This window comes from Pseudomonas palleroniana, assembly GCF_022836895.1.
GTDB classification, from domain to species: Bacteria; Pseudomonadota; Gammaproteobacteria; order Pseudomonadales; family Pseudomonadaceae; genus Aquipseudomonas; species Aquipseudomonas palleroniana.
Map to the genome: position 1 here is coordinate 1076416 of NZ_CP092411.1, position 21235 is coordinate 1097650.

Genomic DNA, 21235 nt, shown 5'->3' on the forward strand with positions numbered 1-21235 from the left:
GGAGCTTTACCCTTGTCACGCGTGTCCGCTGTACGTTTCAGCCATTTTCTCCCCTCGTTGCTGCTATTGCTGGCCGGGCTCTCGGCTGCGTATGTCAAAGACCTCAATGTCTTCTTCACTTCGCTGTTCAACGTGCTGCCGACCTTGGTGCTGTTGCTCGGTGGTTCGTATTGCGCGGTGTATCGGCGCCAGCGTGAACTGTTCCTGATGATCACGGTGTATATCACCTACTTCTTGCTGGACACCCAGACGGACTTTTACCGTGATAATGGCCGCGTGCGTGAAGATGCCGCCGTGGTGTTTCATCTGTGTTGCCTGCTGTTGCCGCTGTTGTTCAGCATCTACGCGTTGTGGCAGGAAAAGACCCACCTGTTTCGCGACTTCATTGCCCGGTGTGCGGTGCTGATCGCCGTGGGCAGCGTTGCGCTGGCCCTGGAGCAGAGTTTCCCGCAGGCCTTGCTGAACTGGCTGGCGGAAATTCGTTGGCCGGCGCTGCATGGCAGCTGGATGAGCCTGATCCAACTCTCTTACCCGATGTTCCTGGTCGGCTTCCTGACCCTGGCCGCCCAGTACTGGTACCAGCCGCGTCCGCTGCACGCCGCGCAGTTGGTCGGGTTGTTGGGAATGTTCTGGATGTTGCCGCAAACCTTCATCCTGCCGTTCACCCTGAACATCATGTGCAGCCAGGTGATGTTGATGATTGCCGCCGGTGTGGCCCATGAGGCCTATCAAATGGCGTTTCGCGATGAGCTGACCGGCTTGCCCGGGCGGCGCGCGCTCAACGAACGCATGCAGCGACTGGGGCGCAACTATGTGTTGGCGATGAGCGACGTCGACCACTTCAAGCGCTTCAACGACACCCATGGCCACGACGTGGGTGACCAGGTCCTGCGGCTGGTCGCCAGCAAGCTGTCCAAGGTCAATGGCGGCGGGCGTGCCTACCGTTATGGCGGTGAAGAATTTGCCGTGGTGTTTGCCGGCAAGACCCTGGATGAGTGCATGCCGCACCTGGAAGAGATCCGCGAGATCATTGCCAACTACGACATCAAGTTGCGCAACCCGGACCGTCCCCATGACGATCATCAGGGCCGTCAGCGTCGCACAGGCAGCGGGGCGTCCAGTGTGTCGGTGACCGTCAGCATCGGCGTGGCCGAGCGCCAGGCCGAGCAGCGCACGCCGGAAGAGGTGCTCAAATCCGCCGACGAAGCCCTGTACTCCGCCAAGGGGGCCGGGCGTAATTGCGTGGTCGCGGCCGGGCAGACCCGGCGTGGCGCGGTGCGTATGGAGCGCGCTGCCGGTTGAGTGATGGCGCTGTATTCAGCGGTTCTACAGTGATTGTTTGCAGTCTTGGCCAGCAGTAGGTTGAAAGTATCTGCTGCCGGAGACATCGCCATGCCTGACTACAAAGCTCCCCTGCGCGACATGCGCTTTCTGATCGACAACGTGTTTGATTTCCATGGCCACTATGCGGCGCTGGGGGCTACGGATGCCACGCCGGACATGGTCAGTGCGATCCTCGAAGAAGGCGCCAAATTCTGCGAAAACGTGCTCGCACCGCTCAACCGCAGCGGTGATGAAGAGGGATGCCATTTCGACAATGGCGTGGTCACCACCCCCAAGGGCTTCAAGGAAGCTTTCGCCCAGTATGTGGACGGCGGCTGGCACGGCGTGGCGGCCGATCCGGCCTACGGCGGCCAGGGCCTGCCGCCATCCTTGGGCCTGGTGCTGAGCGAAATGATCGGCTCCAGCAACACGTCCTGGGGCATGTACCCCGGCCTGACCCATGGTGCCATGACGGCGATCCACGCCCATGGCACCGACGAGCAGAAAGCCACTTACCTGAACAAACTCACCGCCGGCGAGTGGACCGGCACGATGTGCCTCACCGAAGCCCACTGCGGCACCGACCTGGGCCTGATCAAGACCCGCGCCGTGCCGCAGGCGGACGGCAGCTATGCGGTCACCGGCAGCAAGATCTTCATCTCGGCCGGCGAGCACGACATGAGCGCCAATATCATCCATCTGGTACTGGCCAAGCTGCCGGATGCGCCAGCGGGCACTAAGGGTATTTCCTTGTTTATCGTGCCCAAGTTCCATGCGGAATCGGGTGAGCGTAACGCGGTGCACTGCGGCTCCATCGAACACAAGATGGGGATCAAGGGCTCGGCCACGTGTGTGTTGAACTTCGACGGTGCCAGGGGCTTTTTGATTGGCGAGGCCAACAAAGGCCTCAACTGCATGTTCACCATGATGAACCACGCACGGCTGGGCACCGGCATGCAGGGCTTGTGCAACGGTGAAGCGAGTTTTCAGGGCGCGATCAAATACGCCAACGACCGCCTGCAAATGCGTTCGCTGACCGGCGCCAAGGCCCCGGACAAGGCCGCCGACCCGATCATCGTGCATCCCGACGTGCGGCGCATGCTGCTGACCATGAAAGCCTTCAACGAGGGCAACCGCGCATTGACCTACTTCACTGCGCAATTGCTCGACACCGCGCATCTGAGTCACGACGCCGAGCAGCGCCAGGCCGCTGAAGACCTGTTGGCCTTCCTTACCCCGATCTGCAAAGCCTTCATGACCGAGACCGGGCTGGAGGTGACCAACCACGGTATGCAGGTGTTCGGCGGCCATGGCTACATCCGCGAGTGGGGCATGGAGCAATTGGCGCGGGATGCGCGGATTGCACCGATCTATGAAGGCACCAACGGCATCCAGGCTCTGGATTTGCTGGGGCGCAAGGTGCTCGGCAGCCAGGGCAAGTTATTGCGTGGCTTTACCCGGATCGTGCATCAGTTCTGCGCGGCGCATGCCGAACATCCGCAGCTCAAGGCCCATGTGGAGCAACTCGACCAGTTGAACCAACAGTGGGGCGAGTTGACGATGAAGGTTGGTATGGCGGCGATGAAAAACCCGGATGAAGTGGGCGCTGCGGCCGTGGATTACCTGATGTACAGCGGCTACATCATCCTGGCGTACCTGTGGCTGCGTATGGCCATTGCCGCGCAAGCGCAAGACGACATCGAGTTCGCCAAGGCCAAGCTGGGCACCTGCGACTTCTACTTCAAGCGCCTGCTGCCCCGTACAACGGGCCACCGCGCCGCCGTGGAAGCCGGCAGCGAGTGCCTGATGAGTCTGTCTGCGCAAGCATTTGCATTGGAGTGACTTAAAAATACCAATCAGTCACAAGTGGACCCTATGTGTCTTAAAAGTTGTTCGGGTACACTCGGGGCTCATAAAACCGATCCCTATCGAATCACTTTTCACGTTCTCACGAGGTTTGCCATGGCTGATTACAAAGCGCCGCTGCGTGATATGCGCTTCGTCCTCAACGAAGTGTTTGAGGTCGCCAATACTTGGGCCCAATTGCCGGCATTGGCGGACACCGTGGATGCCGAAACCGTTGAGGCCATTCTCGAAGAGGCCGGCAAGGTGACCGCCAAGTCCATCGCGCCGCTCAGCCGGGGTGGCGACGAGCAAGGCTGCCGCTGGGCGGACAGTGCGGTCAGCACGCCGGATGGATTCCCACAGGCCTACAAAACCTACGCCGAAGGTGGCTGGGTGGGTGTCGGGGGTGACCCTGTCTTCGGCGGCATGGGCATGCCCAAAGCCGTGTCGGCGCAAGTCGAAGAAATGATCAACTCGTCGAGCCTGGCGTTCGGCCTGTATCCGATGCTGACTTCCGGTGCCTGCGTGTCGATCAATACCCATGCCAGTGAAGAGCTGAAAGCCGCTTACCTGCCGAAGATGTATTCCGGTGAGTGGGCCGGCTCCATGTGCCTGACCGAAGCCCATGCCGGTACGGACCTGGGGATGATCCGCACCAAGGCCGAGCCTCAGGTGGACGGTTCCTATAAGGTCAGCGGCACCAAGATCTTCATCACCGGTGGCGAGCACGATCTCACCGAAAACATCATCCACCTGGTGCTGGCCAAGCTGCCGGATGCACCGGCGGGGCCCAAGGGGATTTCGCTGTTCCTGGTGCCGAAGTTCATGGTCAATGCCGACGGCAGCCTGGGCGCGCGTAACCCGGTGACTTGCGGCTCGATCGAACACAAGATGGGCATCCAGGCGTCTGCGACCTGCGTGATGAACTTCGACGAAGCCGTGGGCTACCTGGTCGGCGAGCCAAACCGTGGCTTGGCGGCGATGTTCACCATGATGAACTACGAGCGTCTGGGCGTGGGTATCCAGGGCCTGGCGTCCGGCGAGCGCTCCTACCAGAACGCGATTGAATACGCCCGCGATCGCCTGCAAAGCCGTGCACCGACTGGAGCCCAAGCCAAAGACAAGGCCGCCGACCCGATCATCGTGCACCCGGACGTGCGGCGCATGCTGCTGACCATGAAGGCCGCGAACGAAGGCGGCCGTGCGTTCTCCACCTATGTGGCGACGCAGTTGGATATCGCCAAATTCAGCGAAGATGCCGCCGCTCGCGAACGCGCCGATAACCTGGTGGCGTTGTTGACCCCGGTCGCCAAGGCGTTTCTCACCGACCTGGGCCTGGAAACTACCGTACTCGGCCAGCAAGTGTTCGGCGGCCATGGCTACATCCGCGAGTGGGGCCAGGAACAATTGGTGCGCGACGTACGCATCACCCAGATCTACGAAGGGACCAATGGCATTCAGGCTCTGGACCTGATGGGGCGCAAGATCGTGGGCAGCGGTGGCAAGTTCTACAGCCTGTTCGCCGACGAAGTCCGTCAGTTCATCGCCACGGCGAATGCCGAACTGGCCGAGTTCACCCGCCCACTCAGCGCAGCGGTGGATAACCTGGATGAATTGACCGCCTGGGTGCTGGACCGCGCCAAGACCAACCCGAATGAGATCGGCGCGGCGTCGGTGGAATATCTGCACGCGTTTGGGTACATGGCCTACGCCTACATGTGGGCACGCATGGCCAAGGCAGCGCTGGGCAAAGAGGCTGAAGAAGATTTCTACGCCAGCAAATTGGGCACGGCGCGCTTTTACTTTGCACGCCTGTTGCCGCGTATCCACTCATTGAGCGCGTCGATAAAAGCGGGCAGCGAATCGCTGTATTTGCTGGATGAGGCACTGTTCTAACGGCGTGGAGGGCGTGTAAGCAATCTCTTACATGACGTGCTGCTATTCGTCCTCTATCGCCAAATTGGATCCACCGATAATCTACTTCACATGGACGTCGCGCAGGAAGCGCAAAGCAACAACACGGACACGTAGGATTCTGCCAGGACGGCGGAGTGAAATGGATGTCAGGGAAACAGTCTGCAAAGCCCCGCTTCGGCGGGGTTTTCTTTTGTCCGCGAAAAAGTCAGGCGCTTGCCTGCGGGGCATTCATCACGCCTTCCAGCAGCGTGCGCAGCAAGGCCACGGTCGCCTGCTGTCGTTGTAGATCACGGCACACCAATCCCACTTTCAGCGCCACCCTGGGTTCACTCAAGGGTTTCCACAACAAGGCCTTGCTGTTGTGCTCGTCCTGGGAGCGCCCTGGCAGCACCGTGGCCAATTTACTGTGGGGCAGGCTGTCGAGAATGCCCACCATGGTGTTTAGCTCTGCCTGCACTTGCGGGCGCCGCCCAAGGTTGGACAGTTGGCCTTGCCAGATCTGGCGCACTTGAAACTCTTCGCCCAACAGCAACATCGGTAATTCGGCCGCCTGTTTCAGCGAGACTTTCTTGAACTCGCGCAGCGGGTGGTCTTCGGGGATCACCACCTTCAATTCATCCTCATACAGCAGCGTGCCGTGCAGCCCCGGCTGGCGTGGCGGCAGGTAGCTGATGCCAATGTCCAGCGAACCGTTGAGCAGGCGCCGTTCAATTTCAAGCCCCGTCAGTTCGTAGATTTGCACGACCAAATGAGGCTGCGCCTTGCGCACACGCTCCAGCATTTGCGGAACCAGGCTGGTGTGCACCGTCTGCAGCACGCCGATGGCCAAGGTACGCATCGCCTGGCCCTTGAAGTTGCCCAAGGCTTCAACGGCTTGCTGCATGCCATCGATCAGCGGCAAGGCATGGTTGTACAACGTATGAGCGGCCAGGGTAGGTAATAGGCGCTTGCTGCTGCGCTCGAACAGGCCCACATCCAGGTTCTGTTCCAACTGGCGGATCTGTTGCGACAACGCCGGTTGAGAGATCGAAAGGCGTTCAGCGGCACGGCCTACGTGGCCTTCCTCATACACCGCGACGAAATAACGCAGTTGCTTGAAATCCATAAGACTTACTTATCGAAAAAGCTGGAAAATCGAAATGGCCGTCGGCCCTGCAGGCGCCTAGTCTAGCGCCTATTCACAGGGCGTACAGGGCCGGATCGGGCAATGAACAGCGTTTATGTTGATAGCGTTTACATAGGCAAGACAAAAAACCGCAAGGCAGTGTCGGCACCCTGCACCGATCAAGGTCGGGTTGCTATTGGAGGTGAGCTGTGAATCTGTTCCGTCGCCCCGCGCCGAGCCTGGACGATTTGATTCTTGACACTACCGGCACTGACCTTTCCAGCGCGCGCCTGATGCCCACCGTTGCGCGCCCGCCGCAGGTGTTCGTGCGCGGCCAGGGCTCCTGGCTCTGGGACAGTGATGACCGCGCCTATCTCGATTTCAGCCAGGGCGGTGCCGCCAACAGCCTCGGCCACAGCCCGCAGGTATTGATCAAGGCGCTCTCGGATCAGGCTCAAGCACTGATCAACCCGGGTAATGGCCTTTACAACCGCCTGCAACTCAACCTCGTCGACCGCTTGTGCGAGCACACCGGCAGCGACCAGGGCTACCTGCTCAACAGCGGCGCGCAAGCCTGCGAAGCGGCGATCAAGCTGGCGCGCAAATGGGGCCAACTGCATCGGGGTAGTGCTTATCGCATCATCACCGCCGGCAACGGCTGCCATGGCCGCAGCTTCGCGGCCATGTCGGCGTCGTCGGGCGGCTGTGACAACCGTTTCGAACCGCAGTTGCCTGGGTTCAGCCATGTGCCGTTCAACGATCTACCCGCGCTGCACGCCGCGGTGGATGCAGGGACCGTCGCGATAATGCTGGAACCTATCCAGGCCGAAGCCGGCGTGATCCCCGCCACCGAGCACTACCTCAAGGGGGTTGAGCGGTTATGCCGTGAGCTGGGCATCCTGCTGATTCTTGATGAAGTGCAAACGGGCATCGGTCGCTGTGGCGCCTTACTTGCAGAACAGCAGTATGGTATACGCGCCGACATCATCACCCTCGGCAAGGGCTTGGGCGGTGGCGTGCCGCTGGCGGCCTTGTTGGCGCGCGGCAAAGCCTGCTGCTTCGAAGTCGGCGAGCTGGAGGGCACCCATCATGGTAATGCGTTGATGGCATCGGCCGGTCTGGCGGTTCTCGATACGGTGCTGGAGCACGGTTTCCTGGAGCAGGTGCGTGAGTCTGGCTGTTACCTCGGCGAAGGTCTCGCTCGCCTGGCCTACCGTTACGACCACGGCCAATTACGCGGCCAGGGTCTGATGTGGGGCCTGACGTTGTCGGATGATTCTGCGGATGCCGTCGTAAAGGCCGCCCTGCACGAAGGTCTGATCCTCAATGCCCCGCAGCCCAATTGCCTGCGCTTCACTCCGGCGCTGACCGTGAGCAAAAGCAACATCGACGAAATGCTCCTGCGCCTGGCCCGCGCCTTTTCTCGCGTGCGTACCGCACAACTGCAATGCCGCAAGGGCATCGCCGTTTAATCCCTTATTCCTGAACCGTCTCGCGGCCTACGCGGCGCCTCCAGCCTGATTCTTTTGGCTGGGGGCGTTTTTTTGTCAGCGAAATTTTTGGACTGAAATTGTTGATTGAGCATCAGTAAAAACAATGGCTTTTTGGCAAGCGTCGGCAAGGACTGCCGACGAGGGGGCAGAGAGATTTTGCGTGCCCGCGTTTCTAGTCTATACCACTGAGTGGTATGTTTGTGGGAAGCTTTAAGCGCGGCACAAGTCCAGCAACTACTGGACCTCAAGGAGTTTGTGGAGATACATCATGATCAAAAAGTATGAAAGTGAAGCGCTGGAATCTGTTCATAAATCGGCCCAGGCGCTGCACTCGATAGGGGCAATCAGCAAAACCACTCTACGTGAGTTCGACGAGATGTGCCTTGCAACGGTCCCGGCGCAAATTCCAGCCGAACAGATCAAGCAGCTGCGTGAAAGCAGCCATGTGAGCCAACCTGTTTTCGCGCGTTACTTGAACACCAGTGCCTCCACGGTCAAAAAATGGGAATCTGGTGAGAAACAGCCCAGCGGCATGGCGCTCAAGTTGCTGAGCATCGTAAAGAAGCACGGGTTGGAAATTCTTGCTTGAAGATGGCCCAATGCCAGAACCCAATGAACCCTCGCAAACCCCTACGGTCGATTAGCTACACGGCTCACACGAGCCGATTTTCTGGAGCTGACCCTATGGATTTCATTCGTATCATCATTGCCATCCTGTTGCCGCCACTGGGCGTGTTCCTGCAAGTGGGGTTCGGCGGCGCGTTCTGGCTGAATATCCTGCTGACCCTGTGCGGCTACATCCCGGGCATCGTGCATGCGGTGTACATCATCGCCAAGCGCTGAGGCCTTCAGCCTTTGGCGATGAGTCGTGAGTTGCGCTCGTTGCGAAAGGCCAGTTGCTCAATGGTCTGAGTAGCGTGCTCGGCCTCCTCCCGCGCCTGCAGGATGATGCCGTGCTGCTCGGACTTGCTGCACACCGGGTCGGCATTGCTTGCATCCCCCGTCAGCATAAAGGCCTGGCAGCGGCAGCCGCCGAAGTCCTTTTCCTTTTCGTCACACGAACGGCACGGTTCGGGCATCCAGTCGTAGCCGCGAAAGCGGTTGAAGCCGAACGAGTCGTACCAGATGTGCTGCATGCTGTGATCGCGCACATTAGGAAATTGCACCGGCATCTGTCGGGCGCCGTGGCAGGGCAGGGCGGTGCCGTCGGGTGTCACCGTCAGAAAGATACTGCCCCAGCCGTTCATGCAGGCTTTTGGGCGCTCCTCGTAGTAGTCCGGGGTCACGAAGATCAGCTTGCAGGGGTGCCCTTGGGCTTCAAGCTTGGCACGGTACTCGTTGGTGATGCGTTCGGCGCGCACCAACTGCTCTTTAGTCGGCAGCAACCCCACGCGATTGAGCTGTGCCCAGCCATAGAACTGGCAGGTGGCGAGTTCGACGAAGTCGGCTTCCAGCGCGATGCACAGCTCGATGATACGGTCGATCTTGTCGATATTGTGCCGATGGGTGACAAAGTTCAGCACCATCGGATAGCCGTGGGCCTTGACCGCACGGGCCATTTCCAGTTTTTGCGCGAAGGCTTTTTTGGAGCCGGCCAGCAGGTTGTTCACCTGTTCATCGCTGGCCTGGAAGCTGATCTGGATATGGTCCAGGCCGGCTTTTTTGAAGTCGCTGATTTTCTGTTCGGTGAGGCCGATGCCGGAGGTGATCAGGTTGGTGTAGAACCCCAACTGGCGTGCCTCGGCGATCAGCTCTGCGAGGTCCTGGCGCACCAGCGGTTCACCGCCGGAAAACCCCAGTTGTGCCGCACCCATTTCCCGCGCTTCGCGAAACACCTTGATCCACTGCTCGGTGCTCAGCTCCTTGCCCTGCTCGGCAAAATCCAGCGGGTTGGAGCAATACGGGCATTGCAACGGGCAGCGGTAAGTCAGCTCGGCGAGCAACCATAGCGGCAGGCCGACAGCGGGTTTTTCAGGCAAGGTTGATCCAGTGCTCAGCACGGGCGACCTCCATGAATTGCTCGATGTCTTCACCGAGTTCAGGCACACCGGGAAATTGTTTTTCCAGCTCGGCGATGATGGCCGCGACGTCGCGCTCACCGTCGATCAACCCCCCGATCAAGGCGGCGCTGTCGTTGAGCTTGATCATGCCTTCGGGATAGAGCAACACATGGCCTTTTTGCGCAGGCTCGTACTGGTAGCGATAGCCTTGGCGCCAGGTCGGTTTTTTGCTGCGATCAAAGCTCATAGGGTGATCCCTTTATGCCACACCCGTTGCTCGGTCACGCTGTGATAGGGCGGGCGGTTGAGTTCATAGGCCATGCTCATGGCGTCCAGCATGCTCCACAAAATATCCAGTTTGAACTGAAGTATTTCCAGCATGCGCTCCTGGCCTTCGCGAGTCGTGTAGTGCTGCAGGGTGATCGCCAGCCCGTGCTCCACGTCGCGACGGGCCTGGCCCAGGCGCGTGCGGAAATATTCGTAGCCGGCTGGATCAATCCACGGGTAATGCTGCGGCCAACTGTCGAGGCGCGACTGGTGGATCTGCGGGGCGAACAGCTCGGTCAGCGAACTGCTGGCGGCTTCTTGCCAGCTGGCGCGACGGGCGAAGTTGACGTAGGCATCCACCGCAAAACGCACACCGGGCAGCACCAATTCCTGGGAGCGTAGTTGATCGGGGTCGAGACCGACCGCCTGGCCCAGGCGCAACCAGGCTTCGATCCCACCGTCTTCGCCGGGTGCGCCGTCGTGGTCAAGCAGGCGTTGAATCCACTCGCGGCGGATTTCACGGTCCGGGCAGTTGGCCAGGATCGCCGCGTCTTTCAGCGGGATATTTACCTGATAGTAAAAGCGGTTGGCGACCCAACCCTGGATCTGCTCGCGGGTGGCGCGGCCTTCATACATCGCCACATGGTACGGGTGATGGATATGGTAGAAGGCGCCCTTGGCCCGCAGGGCCTTTTCAAATTCTGCGGTGTTCATCGGTCTTTCAGTCATAAGAAGTCTCCTGCAGGAGCGAGCTTGCTCGCGAAGGTGGTTAACGATGACGGGGCATTCTGAATGAGCGCGGTGCCCTTGGATTTTTCGCGGGCAGCCAGCTCCTACAGTTCGATGCTCATGCCGTCGTAAGCCACTTCGACATTGCGCCGCACCAACTCGGCCCGCTCGGGGGAGTCTTCATCGAGAATCGGGTTGGTGTTGTTGATGTGGATAAGTACCTTGCGCTGTTCAGGCAACTGCGCAAGCACTTCGAGCATGCCGCCGGGGCCGTTCTGCGCCAGGTGGCCCATCTCGCGGCCGGTGCGAGTGCCGACGCCACGGCGTTGCATTTCATCGTCATCCCACATCGTGCCATCCACCAACAGGCAATCGCTACCGGCCATGATCTCCAGCAACGGCGCGTCGACCTTGCCCAGTCCCGGGGCGTAGAACAGTTTGCCGCCGGTGCGCAGGTCTTCGACGATCAGGCCGATGTTGTCGCCTGGGTGCGGGTCGAAGCGGTGTGGCGAGTAGGGCGGCGCAGCGCTGCGCAGTGGCAACGGGGTAAAACGCAGGTTTGGGCAGGCCGGGATGGTGAAGCCGGTGTCCAGCTCGATGCGGTTCCTGACCAGGCCGCCGTTCCAATGGGTGAGCATGGTGAACAACGGGAAACCGGTGCTCAGGTCCTCAAAGACCATGTCGGTGCACCACACTTGGTGCGGGCAGCCTTCACGCAGGCTCAGCAGGCCGGTGGTGTGGTCGATCTGGCTGTCCATCAGGATGATCGCGCTGATGCCGGTGTCACGCAGGGCACGGCCGGGTTGCATCGGGACAAAGCCTTGCAGTTGCGCCCGGATATCCGGCGAGGCATTGCACAGTACCCAGTTCACGCCATCGTCGGAGATCGCGATGGACGACTGGGTGCGGGCCTGGGCCTTTAAGCTGCCATCACGAAAACCTGCGCAGTTCACGCAGTTGCAGTTCCACTGTGGGAAACCACCGCCGGCGGCGGAACCTAGAATCTGGACAAACATGGTCGCTCCATCAAGCAAAGCTCAAACAAAAACGCCCCGGGCGAACCGAGGCGTTGTATTACCCAGCGGATTAACGGCTGGCGAAGTACATGGTGACTTCGAAACCGATGCGCAGATCAGTGTAAGCAGGTTTGGACCAGGTCATATTCATACTCCTACCAAAGGATGGGACGTTCACTACCAACTACTACATATAGTCCACCTCCTGTCGGAGATGTTCAGATACTGCGTATGAATATTACGCAATTCTTCTCAAGTTAGCGCTGTCTCGAAAGAAAAAGCCTTTTGCAGGCCTGGCAATGATCAGCCTGCGGCTTGCCAGTGATCGCTGATACGTGGGCCGTTGGCGACACAGCGCCAGCCGCCCGAGGCATTGTTGAGTTGCCGGGCGGCCTGCAGTAAATCTTCACGCGTGCGAGATCGGATGAGTTGTTCAAGCCGCTCCAGATATCCCGACGAATGGCCGGCCAACTGCGCGTGCCAAAGCTGCTCGGCGGCTTGGGCGACAGAAAGTGCCGTGAGCTGCCGGGCCAGGTCCTGGCCCCCCAGGTCGGCGCTGCCCTCGATCAACGACGGCAGTTGTGTCAGAAAGGTTTGCAGGTGTTCGACGATACCGGCGAGGGAAACGCTGGGGGACTGCACGCCAAACAGCAGCCCGGTTTGCCCGTTGATCTGTCGCACGCCGCTAAATACGGCGTAGCCGACTTGCAGCTCGACGCGCAAGCGTTGGTAGAAAGGCCCCTGCAACAGATGCCCGAGCAGGCGCCACGCGGCCTCGTCCTCCAGGGATTGTGTGGGTGCCGGGCAAAACAGCAGTAATGCCGCTTCGTCGGACGCCGTTGCCATCGCGTGCCAGAGACGTTGACCACCGATGGGCGGGTGTTGGTACTCGATGCTCGCGGGCTGCCCAGGCAAACGAGCGGCAGCGGTTTTGATCGCGGCTTCGCATGCGGCAGGCAACCCCAGGCCCAACCCTTGCCAGCGTGCGGTGTTCCACGCTGCCGGCGTCACGCGAGGTTCGCTGCGAGCACCGGCACAGCAAGCCGGGAGCGCCTTGAGCAGTGCTCGGATCGCGATCAGCGGCGCTGCGTTGGAGGGCGTCTCATGGGCCACGGGCAGGTTAAGGTTATGCGCCAAGGCTTCGAGCACGGCCGGCATCGGCTCGTGGAGGCCGGTCATTTTCACCCACCAGTCATTGGCTAGGGTTTCGAACGATAATTCGACGCCCGCCTGATGGGCGTTGTCCCGCAACGGCTGCAATGCGCTTTCCAGCCCGGCAGGGAGGCTTGAATCAAACTGCCAATGCAGATAGAGCGCACCTTCCTCGGTGTCATCAGCCAAGGCTTTGCTGAACGTCAGCGCGGAGGCTTCGCGTCGGCCTCGGGAACGATCCTGGGCAAAGGTGCGCAGGCCGCGATGGGCGCTGGTTTGGCCGCGAATCAGGCCGGCGCGTTCTTCTTTGACGGGCGGGCGCAGGAAGGGGTTGCCGGGTGGCAACTGCCAAGTGTGCTGGGCGGGCTTCAGCTGCAGTGAATCAAGCAGGGCCTTCAAGGCACTGACGCTGTGCTCCGACAGCGCTTGGCTTTCGTACCGCGCCAACGCCAGGGCGCCTTGGACCTGAAGTTGACGCGCCGCCAGCAGGGCGAATTCTTCGCGCAGTGACGTCCAGTCACTGTGGGCGAAAAAACTCAGCCAGTCGTGCAACAACATCTCGATCAGCGCCGCCGAATCAGCGTGGGTGTCGAGGGCAAAGTCGATATCCAGCAGTGCTTGCCCGGCAAACTGATAAAGCACCGAGGCACGCAATGTGCTGGCCAGCTTTCGATTTTTCAGTTCAGCCAGCAACCCGCCGGGCGCTGCGCTGTTGAGCCAGGTGCAGAGAAACTCCAGGGCTTCGCGTGGTACATCGTAGGCAATGACGTGGTGCAGGTGACCATTGGCAGTGTGCTGATAACCCGTGGCCTGGTCGCGCATCAGCGCCGGCGGAGCGGCCTGTGGGTGGCCAGCCCCGGCGGCCAGCTGTTCGCTGAACCGCCGCGCCAGCGCTTCGAGTTCGTCCCACGGCTGGGGGCCGGCAAGGCTCAGGGTCATCTGCCCACTCTGATAGAAGTCGGTGTGGAATGCCCTCAGCGCTTGCTGAAACAGCTCACTTTCCACGGGCAGGCTGTCGCGATTACCTGCATGAAAACCCCGCAGCGGATGATCATCGGCCAGACCTTCGAGCAGTGCGACCTGCCGTTGCGCCTGGGCATCCTGCGACCAGGCGACGAACTCCGCGTGCAGCACTTCGCGTTCACGCAGTTGATCTTCAATTGCCAGGCGTGGATGAGCGAGCATCTCGGCCAGTCGCTCAAGCCCCTCGGCGAAGGTCGACACCGGCAACTCGAAAAAGAAGTCGGTGGTGCGCTCCCGGGTACTGGCGTTGACCTGGCCGCCGTGACGCTGCACGTACGCCATCAAGGCGTCGTTCGCGGGGAAACGCTCGGTGCCCAGAAACAACAAATGCTCCAGAAAATGCGCCAATCCCGGCCACGCCAAAGGCACATCATGGCTGCCGACGGCCACCCGCAAGGCTGCGGCGCAACGCTTCAAGCGCGGTGCATGGCGTAGAGAAACCTGCAGGCCATTGGCCAGGGTCAGATGACGATGATGAGGGTGGGCCGGGGCAGGCATGGACACTTCCGAAACGTAGGGTGTGGCCATGTTAACAAACCGCCGGCAAACCGGCTGGCTCAGGGTTTGTTCAGCACGCCGTAGAGCTCCGGGCGACGGTCTTGCAAGTAGTGATTGGCGGCGCGGGCCTCCAGGATTGAGCGGCGATCCAGCTCGCCCACAATCAAGGCTTCATCCAGCCCGGCCTGGGCGATTCGCTGACCGTTCGGCGCCGCAATGCTGCTTTGCCCGCAATATTGAATCTCGTCTTCATGCCCGCAATAGTTGGCGTAAGCCACATAGCATTGATTTTCGAAGGCCCGCGCCCGCACGGTGACGTCGGCGACAAAGTCGAATGGCACCATATTGGCGGTGGGCACCAGGATCAGCTCGGCGCCGGCGAGGGCCAGGCGCCGAGTGTTTTCCGGAAACTCCAGGTCGTAGCAGATCAGGAACCCCAGCTTCCAGCCATTCAACTCAACTACCGGGAAATCATCCTCCCCGGCACTGAACATCGAGTGGTCCAGATCACCGAACAGGTGAGTCTTGCGGTAGTTGCACAGGCGCTGGCCGTGGGCGTCGATCAACTGCACGGCATTGTAGATCTGCCCGTCATCGGCCCGTTCCGGGTAGCCATACAGAATCGCCAGCCCGGCGCTTTTGGCCAGTGCGGCGATTGCCTGTGCCGACGCGCCGTCCTGGGCTTCAGCCAGTGCGCCAACGGCTTCGGCGCCGATGTTATAGCCGCTGAGAAACATCTCCGGCAACACCAGCACATCGGCGCCCGAGGCCTCGTGCGCCACTTGATGCAGCCGCTTGAGATTGGCGGCCACATCCAGCGGTCGTGGTGGGCATTGGTACAGGGCGACACGCATGCTTGACTCCTTAATCCGCTAAAGCAATCGGCCCGATTTCATCGAACACATCGCCCGGGCCTGGGTTTTCCGGATGAGTGCGGCCGCCGAAGTGAGTCATGATGCCCCACACCGCGTTCAGTGAGGTCTGAACCGCGCCTTCCACCCAGGCCGGGGTCCAGGATACATCGTCGCCGGCGATAAAAATCCCACGTTGTTCGGCGGGCATGTCCTTCTGCATGAAGTGCGCATACATCCGCTGGTTGTAGCGATAGTGGCCGGGCAACGCGCCTTTGAAGGCCCCGAGGAAATGCGGGTCGGCTTCCCAGGACACGGTAATCGGGTCGCCGATGATGCGCGCCTTGATGTCGACTTTCGGGTAAATCTTCTTCAGGGCGTCGAGGGCCAGTTTTACGCGCTTATCGATGGGCTGCGGGAGCATTTTCAGCGCGTCGCTCATCCAGGAGTACGACAGGCAGATGACCCCCGGTTTATCGTCGCCATTATCGAACAGGTAAGTGCCGCGGGTCAGGCGGTCGGTCAGGGTCATGCTCATCAGGTCGCGGCCGGTTTCCGGGTCTTTGTCTTTCCAGAACGGGCGGTCGACCATGACAAAGGTTTTCGACGATTGCATGTAGCGGGTGCGGTCCAGGGCCATCCACATTTTTTGCGAGAACAGGCTTTCATCACACTCGATCTGGGTGGTCAACAGCCAGCTCTGGCAGGTGGTCAGCACCGCCGCGTATTCGCGGGTGTCGCCGTAGTTATCCGTGACGGCGAAACGGCCATCGGCAGCGTGGGCAATACGCTTCACCCCGGCCCGTGGCGCGCCCCGATGCAGCGAGCTGAGGCTGGTACCCGCCGGCCAGTGGGCGCAGCGCTCCGGTACATGACGCCAGATGCCCATGGGCACCTGCGCCACACCCCCGACCACCAAGTGTTGGTGATCGTCGCAGTTGGTCATGACCACACGGAAGATTTCCAGCATGGAGTTGGGAAAGTCCGAGTCCCAGCCGCCGGTGCCGAAGCCCACCTGGCCGAAGACTTCGCGATGCAGGAACGACAGCTTGGCGAAGGCCTTGGAGGTGGCGACGAAGTCGTAGAAAGTGCGGTCGTCCCACAGCGGCACGAGCTTATTCCACAGCTCCTTTAGACGCGGTACGTCGCGATCACGGATAGCTTGTTGGATATCACCGAACTGCGAGCCGGCTTCCAGGGCATCGGCCCAGGCGTCGGCAACTTCCTGGAACAGCACCGGCAGGTCGGAGAGTTTTTGCGCGTAGTGGGTCTGGCCTTCGAGGTCGATCACGGTGCTGCCGGAGGCCGGAGTCAGCGGGTTGGGGAAGGGTTTGGTTTCCAGGCCCAGCTTGTCCACATAGTGGTAGAACGCGGTGGAGGACACCGGGAAACGCATGCCGCCCAGTTCGGCGATGATGCCCTCGGCGCCTTCAAATGCTTGGGAGCGCAGGCGGCCGCCCATCTTCGAGGCTTCGTATACCACGGGTTTCAGGCCCAGCTTCATCAGCTCGTAAGCGGCCACCAGCCCGGCAATCCCGGCGCCGACAATGGCGACTTCAGCCCCATGCTGGGCGACGGGAATACTGCCCAGCCCGGCGGGGTGTTCGATCCAGTCGTCAAAGGCAAACGGGAAGTCCGGGCCGAAGATGGTGATGGGCTTTTTGCCGTCTGCAGGGTGGCGATTGGGCTTTTGGAAAGTCTTTTGGTTGGCTTCGTTCATGGCACACCTGGCTGGCGACTCGGCGGGGCACGTCCCGTGGAGTATAGGAAAAGATGGCAGCCAGTTTAGGGAGCTCAGTGTTCGTTAATAAGACGCAAAGTGTCGTCGGATTGAATTGTTTTTAGTCAAAGTGACGAAGCAAGTGGTCAGATTGGCTGGCCGCGGTCCAATTTACTGCTGAGGATGATGGAGGTGGTGGTTTTCTCGACCCCGTCGACGCTGCCGATCTGGTCCAGCAATTGATCCAGTTGTTCCGGCGAATCGGTACGCAGCCACGCCACGTAATCGAATTCACCGCTGACTGCACACAACTGCTGGACCTGCGCCATGGCACTCAGCCTGCGCAACACATCCTTGCCCGAGCGCGCTTGCACGGTAATCCCCACATAAGCCTGCAAACCGCCGTCCACTACCCGCTGGCCCAGGCGCACGCCATATCCGGTAATCACCTGGGTCTTCTCTAGGCGTGCCAGGCGCGACGTCACCGTGGTGCGCGCGATACCCAGCTGCCGCGCAAGCATCGCCACGCTTTCACGAGCGTTGATCTGCAGGGCGGCGATCAGTTGGCGGTCGATTTCATCGAGGACGGGCAAAGTGGGCACTCCAGTGCTGACGGCAGTGGGCTACATGTTACAGACTTCCAGACACACAAAAGCCGCGCAATGCGCGGCTTTGGAGTTGGTGGGCCCACACGGACTTGAACCGTGGACCAAAGGATTATGAGTCACCGAATGACACTCCGAGGCCATGTAAGTCTAGGCGAGGGTAGGCAAAGGTACAATAGGGCTAACCTTCTGTTAACGCTGAGTTTTTGCCAGTTTTGTAAAAGTGGTTACGACTGGGGACTGTACCGCCAATGTACTTATAGGACGCCTCCGCTGCTGCGGATGCCTAAGCCTGGTGCCCAGGTGCTGGTTCCTCTGCTGATTAAACTAGGCGCCTGTATCAAACGACGGACCCGAAGGGTAATGGAGCCTTTTTTTGTGCGGACCTTAGCGCTTAAAGCGCTTTTTCGCTGTTTTGGACCAAAGCGGGGGTGACGAGGCCCCTTCTAATTCCCGCTTAGTACCACCAAAGCACCGCTAATGCCTTATGGATTCCCTTGAATGCCCCGAACACACCCATCCAGTACCCCATTGCGCACCCTAGGACAGCTGTCCAAAAAAGCACTCATCCATGCCCTGATGCCCACTGTAGTGGTCAACTAATCCCGGACACGACGTTAAGTTTTTCCTCGGCCCGAGCTGGTGCCAACCCACCGTTGAACTGGTTAGGCCGAATCCAGTTGTAACGATGCATCAAAAAATGGCTGATATCGCGCTGTGCTTCCTGCGCAGTTCGATAGCCCAAGGTCGGTATCCATTCTGTTTTCAAGCTGCGGAATACGCGCTCCATCGGTGCGTTATCCCAGCAGTTTCCTCGCCGGCTCATGCTCTGGCGAATGCGGTATCGCCACAACCGCTGGCGAAACAATCGACTTGCATATTGCGACCCTTGATCCGAGTGGAACAACAGATCCGAAGGCCTGCCACGCTGCTCGTAGGCCATATCCAGTGCCTTGATCACCAGTTCAGCGTCTGGCTTTTCCGATAGCGCCCAACCCACGATCCTACGCGTGCAGAGATCCAGGACGACGGCCAAGTAATGCCACTTTCCTTGCGCCCAAATGTAGGTGATGTCGCCGCACCAGACTTGATTGGGGACAGGTACATCGAATTCACGGCTCAACGTATTCGGGATGTCGAGTCTTTCTACTGTTGCTCGTTTGTAGGCGTGAGAGCCGGGTTGTTTACTAACTAAATCAAGCTCGCGCATCAAGCTGCGCACTTTGAATCGACCAAGTTGCTCACCGTCTTCACGCATCAACGACAAGATGCTGCGACTGCCCGCAGCGCTTCGGCTTTGCGAGAACAGTTCACTGACGCGGCTACGCAATCGAGGCCGTTTTACATCAGGCGTGCGGCGTCGCAGGCGCTGAGCGTAGTAACACGAGCGGGTGACGGCAAACACCTTGCACAGCCAGTCTACCGGCTCATGGGCGCTCAACTGGTCAATCAGCGCGAACGCTCGTGATCTTCCGACATCAAGAGCGCGGTAGCCTTTTTTAGTATTGATTTCTCTCGCTCAAGCCGAGCGATCCGGGCTTCAAGCTCCTGGATTTTTTGCTGTTCTGGCGTCAGCGCCTTGCTCTGCGGGGTGATGCCTTTATGTTCTTTCTGAATCTGATCAACCCAGCGGCGTAATGCCGATTCGCCAATGCCGAGTGAGCGGCTGGCTTCGACGTAGCTGTAGTTTTGTTTGAGTACGAGGTCGGCAGCCTCGCGTTTGAATTCAGGCGTAAAGGAGCGGCGTTGTTTGGTCATCTGACACCTCGATCTGGCGAGTATTCTCGCCTAAATGGGTGTCCGGTTTCATTAGACCACTACAGTTGCCTCATCGAGCTGTGTGTCGGCCTGAGTGGTTGTGGCAATCCGTTTGAGGGTAGCTATCGAGCCATGCAAGGCGTAATAGGACCACTGGTAGCCATCGATATTAAGGGCAGTAAGGCCACAGTCGTGAAGGTCGATCCTTTTCAGAAAAAGGTTCTGAGTGAACAAACCTGGGAGGCAAAAAGCAAAGGCGAAAAACTGCTTTTGACTGATCTTAAAGGCAAGACATTTGCTTTCAATCGATCAGTTGATGAGAAAGGGCTGGATTGCCTGAATTGTGGCTTCGGCACAGGCATGCCCGAGTCTTGGCAGCAATTCGATCCAAACAAGTAAATTCAAACTCAAGGAGGGGGAATGACGAAACGTTTCGCTTGGCCGCGCCTATGGAAAAGCCAGGTATTCCTTCATCGAGCCGACGCGATCACGTTTTCGTATCTCAAAAAAGCGCGCAACGTAGTGGGGCTCCTGATTGCCTGCCGCTGCTTTTCGCTTAGATAGGGGGATGCTAGACTTCTTGCCGATGTCTAGCATCCCTAGCGTTGCACCACCACAGCCCTGACCAGTCAAGACTCGACCCTCAGCTGGTCCAGGGCTTTGTTTTTGAGGGCATCGAAGTGGGTGGATTGGCACTCGATGCCCGTAGCTCTTCTCCTCAGTAACTGCATTTTCGGCCTCCTCTAGGTCGTATCGGTTGTCAGCTAAACGTTGCACCACCACAGCCCTGACCAGTCAAGACTCGACCCTCAGCTGGTCCAGGGCTTTGTTTTTGTGGGCATCGAGGTGGGTGGATTGGCACTCGATGCCCGCGGCTCTTCTCCTCAGTAATTGCATTTTCGGCCTCCTCTAGGTCGTATCGGCTGTCAGCTAAACGTTGCACCACCACAGCCCTGCCCAGTCAAGACTCGACCCTCAGCTGGTCCAGAGCTTTATTTTTGAGGGCATCGAGGTGGGCGGATTGGCACTCGATGCCCGTAGCTCTCTTAAGCATTTGCCTTAGCCTTCGCTGTCCGTTTGGGCTTGCTGGATGGAGCCGGTGCCGGCGGAGGTGGCGATGCTTTTTTGCTACCTTTTGCGGCCTTGGCTGCGACTGCCTTCTCTGCTTTTTGGAGTTCTGCCCAATGGGCCTGGAATGCCTCGATATCTCCATAGGCACCGATCTCCGGGAGTCGCTCGATGAAGCGGCTATACAGGCCATCCTGAACCTTGCTGTGCTTACGCATCCACTCGACCGCAGCGTTAGGATTGGTGAGCATCACATAGTGAAATTCGCCGGATGCACCGGGCTTGGTCATGATGAAGTTCAGCTCCCGGAGCTTCTTCATCCGACGACGCCAGGTGTCCACGGCACGCTCCCCGAGAAACCCCGCTTCGGCAGCAAACGTGCTGGGATTCTCGATCGTTATGACCGGATGATCGGGCATACGCGCCCATAGACAAAACAGCACGTGCCCAGCAGGTTGTCCCTTCGAATCAGCGTCAATAATCTGCATGGCAATGGGCAGGGTCCGAGGGATCGTGCTGAAGCCGTCGTGGGTTTTGCGCGTCCATTTCAACGCCTCGGAAATCTCAGGGAAGTGGACTAGCATCAGTTGCTGAGCACGTTCCGCCATCGTTAAGCGGCGTTTTGCTGACTGTTTTGCGTTGGCCATTGTGTAGCCCTTATTCGTTTTCTGTTGGGTCCAGTTTCCCGGCATTCGTTGACGATGGCAAACCGTCATTACACGCGTATATCGCGCATTACTATGCACGTGAATTGACGATACAGATGGCTCAATTGCATGAAATAGCCTAATTCATTAATTCGTATTGCGTGATATCGCGCAAATAAAGCTGAAAAAATTCATTAATTTCAAAATGTTATGGTGAG

19 protein-coding genes are annotated in these 21235 nt (G+C 59.3%); 7 read left to right on the plus strand and 12 right to left on the minus strand.

Annotation, left to right across the window (positions count from 1 at the left end; all coding sequences use genetic code 11):
* Nucleotides 1-12 precede the first annotated feature (12 nt).
* The 3 genes from MJP36_RS04760 to MJP36_RS04770 all read left to right on the plus strand — a co-directional run bounded on the left by MJP36_RS04760 (nucleotide 13) and on the right by MJP36_RS04770 (nucleotide 5064).
* Nucleotides 13-1302: a GGDEF domain-containing protein gene (locus MJP36_RS04760; RefSeq protein ID WP_090368401.1), complete on the plus strand. Its 1290-nt coding sequence runs from the start codon at nucleotides 13-15 to the stop codon at nucleotides 1300-1302.
* 90 nt (nucleotides 1303-1392) lie between these two features.
* Nucleotides 1393-3165, plus strand: coding sequence for an acyl-CoA dehydrogenase C-terminal domain-containing protein (locus MJP36_RS04765; protein ID WP_205345404.1), 1773 nt, complete (start codon nucleotides 1393-1395; stop codon nucleotides 3163-3165).
* A 120-nt stretch (nucleotides 3166-3285) separates the two neighbouring features.
* A complete protein-coding gene (locus MJP36_RS04770) occupies nucleotides 3286-5064 on the plus strand; it encodes an acyl-CoA dehydrogenase C-terminal domain-containing protein (protein WP_060757254.1) in 1779 nt (592 codons plus the stop codon).
* A 226-nt stretch (nucleotides 5065-5290) separates the two neighbouring features.
* On the opposite strand, the gene MJP36_RS04775 is transcribed toward MJP36_RS04770, so the two are convergent.
* Nucleotides 5291-6190 (minus strand): LysR family transcriptional regulator, encoded by a 900-nt coding sequence (locus MJP36_RS04775; RefSeq protein WP_244384969.1) that lies wholly within the window; start codon nucleotides 6188-6190, stop codon nucleotides 5291-5293.
* A 209-nt stretch (nucleotides 6191-6399) separates the two neighbouring features.
* Between MJP36_RS04775 and MJP36_RS04780 the strand changes: the two genes are divergently transcribed.
* From MJP36_RS04780 to MJP36_RS04790, 3 genes are all read left to right on the plus strand, one after another.
* Nucleotides 6400-7662 carry an aspartate aminotransferase family protein gene (locus MJP36_RS04780; protein WP_244384970.1) on the plus strand — a complete coding sequence of 421 codons (1263 nt, stop codon included), beginning with the start codon at nucleotides 6400-6402 and terminating at the stop codon, nucleotides 7660-7662.
* Nucleotides 7663-7951: 289 nt separating this feature from the next.
* Complete coding sequence (locus tag MJP36_RS04785; protein WP_060757257.1) at nucleotides 7952-8272, plus strand: helix-turn-helix domain-containing protein; 321 nt, start codon at nucleotides 7952-7954, stop codon at nucleotides 8270-8272.
* A gap of 95 nt (nucleotides 8273-8367) precedes the next feature.
* Complete coding sequence (locus MJP36_RS04790; protein WP_003228885.1) at nucleotides 8368-8526, plus strand: YqaE/Pmp3 family membrane protein; 159 nt, start codon at nucleotides 8368-8370, stop codon at nucleotides 8524-8526.
* 5 nt (nucleotides 8527-8531) lie between these two features.
* Here the strand turns inward: MJP36_RS04790 and pqqE are convergent, their stop codons facing one another.
* The 10 genes from pqqE to MJP36_RS04840 all read right to left on the minus strand — a co-directional run bounded on the left by pqqE (nucleotide 8532) and on the right by MJP36_RS04840 (nucleotide 19302).
* Complete coding sequence (gene pqqE, locus MJP36_RS04795; protein WP_232965912.1) at nucleotides 8532-9662, minus strand: pyrroloquinoline quinone biosynthesis protein PqqE; 1131 nt, start codon at nucleotides 9660-9662, stop codon at nucleotides 8532-8534.
* Complete coding sequence (pqqD, locus tag MJP36_RS04800) at nucleotides 9655-9930, minus strand: pyrroloquinoline quinone biosynthesis peptide chaperone PqqD (RefSeq protein WP_060757259.1); 276 nt, start codon at nucleotides 9928-9930, stop codon at nucleotides 9655-9657. Before pqqD ends, pqqE begins: the two co-directional genes overlap by 8 nt.
* Nucleotides 9927-10679, minus strand: a complete 753-nt coding sequence (gene pqqC / locus MJP36_RS04805) for a pyrroloquinoline-quinone synthase PqqC (RefSeq protein WP_060757260.1) — start codon at nucleotides 10677-10679, stop codon at nucleotides 9927-9929. Before pqqC ends, pqqD begins: the two co-directional genes overlap by 4 nt.
* A gap of 104 nt (nucleotides 10680-10783) precedes the next feature.
* On the minus strand, nucleotides 10784-11695 hold the full coding sequence (gene pqqB / locus MJP36_RS04810) for a pyrroloquinoline quinone biosynthesis protein PqqB (protein WP_244384971.1): 912 nt from the start codon (nucleotides 11693-11695) through the stop codon (nucleotides 10784-10786).
* 70 nt (nucleotides 11696-11765) lie between these two features.
* Entirely contained in the window at nucleotides 11766-11840 is a 75-nt protein-coding gene (pqqA, locus tag MJP36_RS04815; RefSeq protein ID WP_003194766.1) for a pyrroloquinoline quinone precursor peptide PqqA, read from the minus strand.
* 158 nt (nucleotides 11841-11998) lie between these two features.
* Entirely contained in the window at nucleotides 11999-14368 is a 2370-nt protein-coding gene (pqqF, locus tag MJP36_RS04820; RefSeq protein ID WP_244385603.1) for a pyrroloquinoline quinone biosynthesis protein PqqF, read from the minus strand.
* 59 nt (nucleotides 14369-14427) lie between these two features.
* Nucleotides 14428-15222 carry a carbon-nitrogen hydrolase family protein gene (locus MJP36_RS04825; protein ID WP_060757263.1) on the minus strand — a complete coding sequence of 265 codons (795 nt, stop codon included), beginning with the start codon at nucleotides 15220-15222 and terminating at the stop codon, nucleotides 14428-14430.
* Nucleotides 15223-15232: 10 nt separating this feature from the next.
* The gene (locus MJP36_RS04830) at nucleotides 15233-16939 is read right to left on the minus strand and encodes a flavin monoamine oxidase family protein (protein WP_104994850.1); all 1707 of its coding nucleotides are present in this window, start codon (nucleotides 16937-16939) and stop codon (nucleotides 15233-15235) included.
* Nucleotides 16940-17085: 146 nt separating this feature from the next.
* Complete coding sequence (locus MJP36_RS04835) at nucleotides 17086-17532, minus strand: Lrp/AsnC family transcriptional regulator (protein ID WP_060757265.1); 447 nt, start codon at nucleotides 17530-17532, stop codon at nucleotides 17086-17088.
* Between the two features lie 607 nt (nucleotides 17533-18139).
* Nucleotides 18140-19302 (minus strand): IS3 family transposase gene (locus tag MJP36_RS04840; protein WP_244384972.1). Its coding sequence is split into 2 segments (ribosomal slippage): nucleotides 18140-19047 and nucleotides 19047-19302, totalling 1164 coding nucleotides; the frame shifts between segments, so codons are not numbered across the junction.
* On the opposite strand from MJP36_RS04840, the gene MJP36_RS04845 reads away from it, so the two are divergent.
* On the plus strand, nucleotides 19291-19701 hold the full coding sequence (locus tag MJP36_RS04845; RefSeq protein WP_244384973.1) for a hypothetical protein: 411 nt from the start codon (nucleotides 19291-19293) through the stop codon (nucleotides 19699-19701). The genes MJP36_RS04840 and MJP36_RS04845 overlap by 12 nt on opposite strands.
* A 647-nt stretch (nucleotides 19702-20348) precedes the next feature.
* Here MJP36_RS04845 and MJP36_RS04850 read toward each other — a convergent pair.
* Complete coding sequence (locus tag MJP36_RS04850) at nucleotides 20349-21017, minus strand: hypothetical protein (RefSeq protein WP_244384974.1); 669 nt, start codon at nucleotides 21015-21017, stop codon at nucleotides 20349-20351.
* Between the last annotated feature and the right edge of the window lie 218 nt (nucleotides 21018-21235).

Bases quoted from the DNA above. Each gene is read 5' to 3' on its own strand.
- MJP36_RS04765 (WP_205345404.1), top strand. From the start codon at position 1,393: ATGCCTGACTACAAAGCTCCCCTGCGCGACATGCGCTTTCTGATCGAC.
- MJP36_RS04770 (WP_060757254.1), top strand. From the start codon at position 3,286: ATGGCTGATTACAAAGCGCCGCTGCGTGATATGCGCTTCGTCCTCAAC.
- MJP36_RS04775 (WP_244384969.1), bottom strand. From the start codon at position 6,190: ATGGATTTCAAGCAACTGCGTTATTTCGTCGCGGTGTATGAGGAAGGC.
- MJP36_RS04785 (WP_060757257.1), top strand. From the start codon at position 7,952: ATGATCAAAAAGTATGAAAGTGAAGCGCTGGAATCTGTTCATAAATCG.
- MJP36_RS04790 (WP_003228885.1), top strand. From the start codon at position 8,368: ATGGATTTCATTCGTATCATCATTGCCATCCTGTTGCCGCCACTGGGC.
- pqqD (WP_060757259.1), bottom strand. From the start codon at position 9,930: ATGAGCTTTGATCGCAGCAAAAAACCGACCTGGCGCCAAGGCTATCGC.
- pqqC (WP_060757260.1), bottom strand. From the start codon at position 10,679: ATGACTGAAAGACCGATGAACACCGCAGAATTTGAAAAGGCCCTGCGG.
- pqqB (WP_244384971.1), bottom strand. From the start codon at position 11,695: ATGTTTGTCCAGATTCTAGGTTCCGCCGCCGGCGGTGGTTTCCCACAG.
- pqqF (WP_244385603.1), bottom strand. From the start codon at position 14,368: ATGCCTGCCCCGGCCCACCCTCATCATCGTCATCTGACCCTGGCCAAT.
- MJP36_RS04825 (WP_060757263.1), bottom strand. From the start codon at position 15,222: ATGCGTGTCGCCCTGTACCAATGCCCACCACGACCGCTGGATGTGGCC.
- MJP36_RS04830 (WP_104994850.1), bottom strand. From the start codon at position 16,939: ATGAACGAAGCCAACCAAAAGACTTTCCAAAAGCCCAATCGCCACCCT.
- MJP36_RS04850 (WP_244384974.1), bottom strand. From the start codon at position 21,017: ATGGCCAACGCAAAACAGTCAGCAAAACGCCGCTTAACGATGGCGGAA.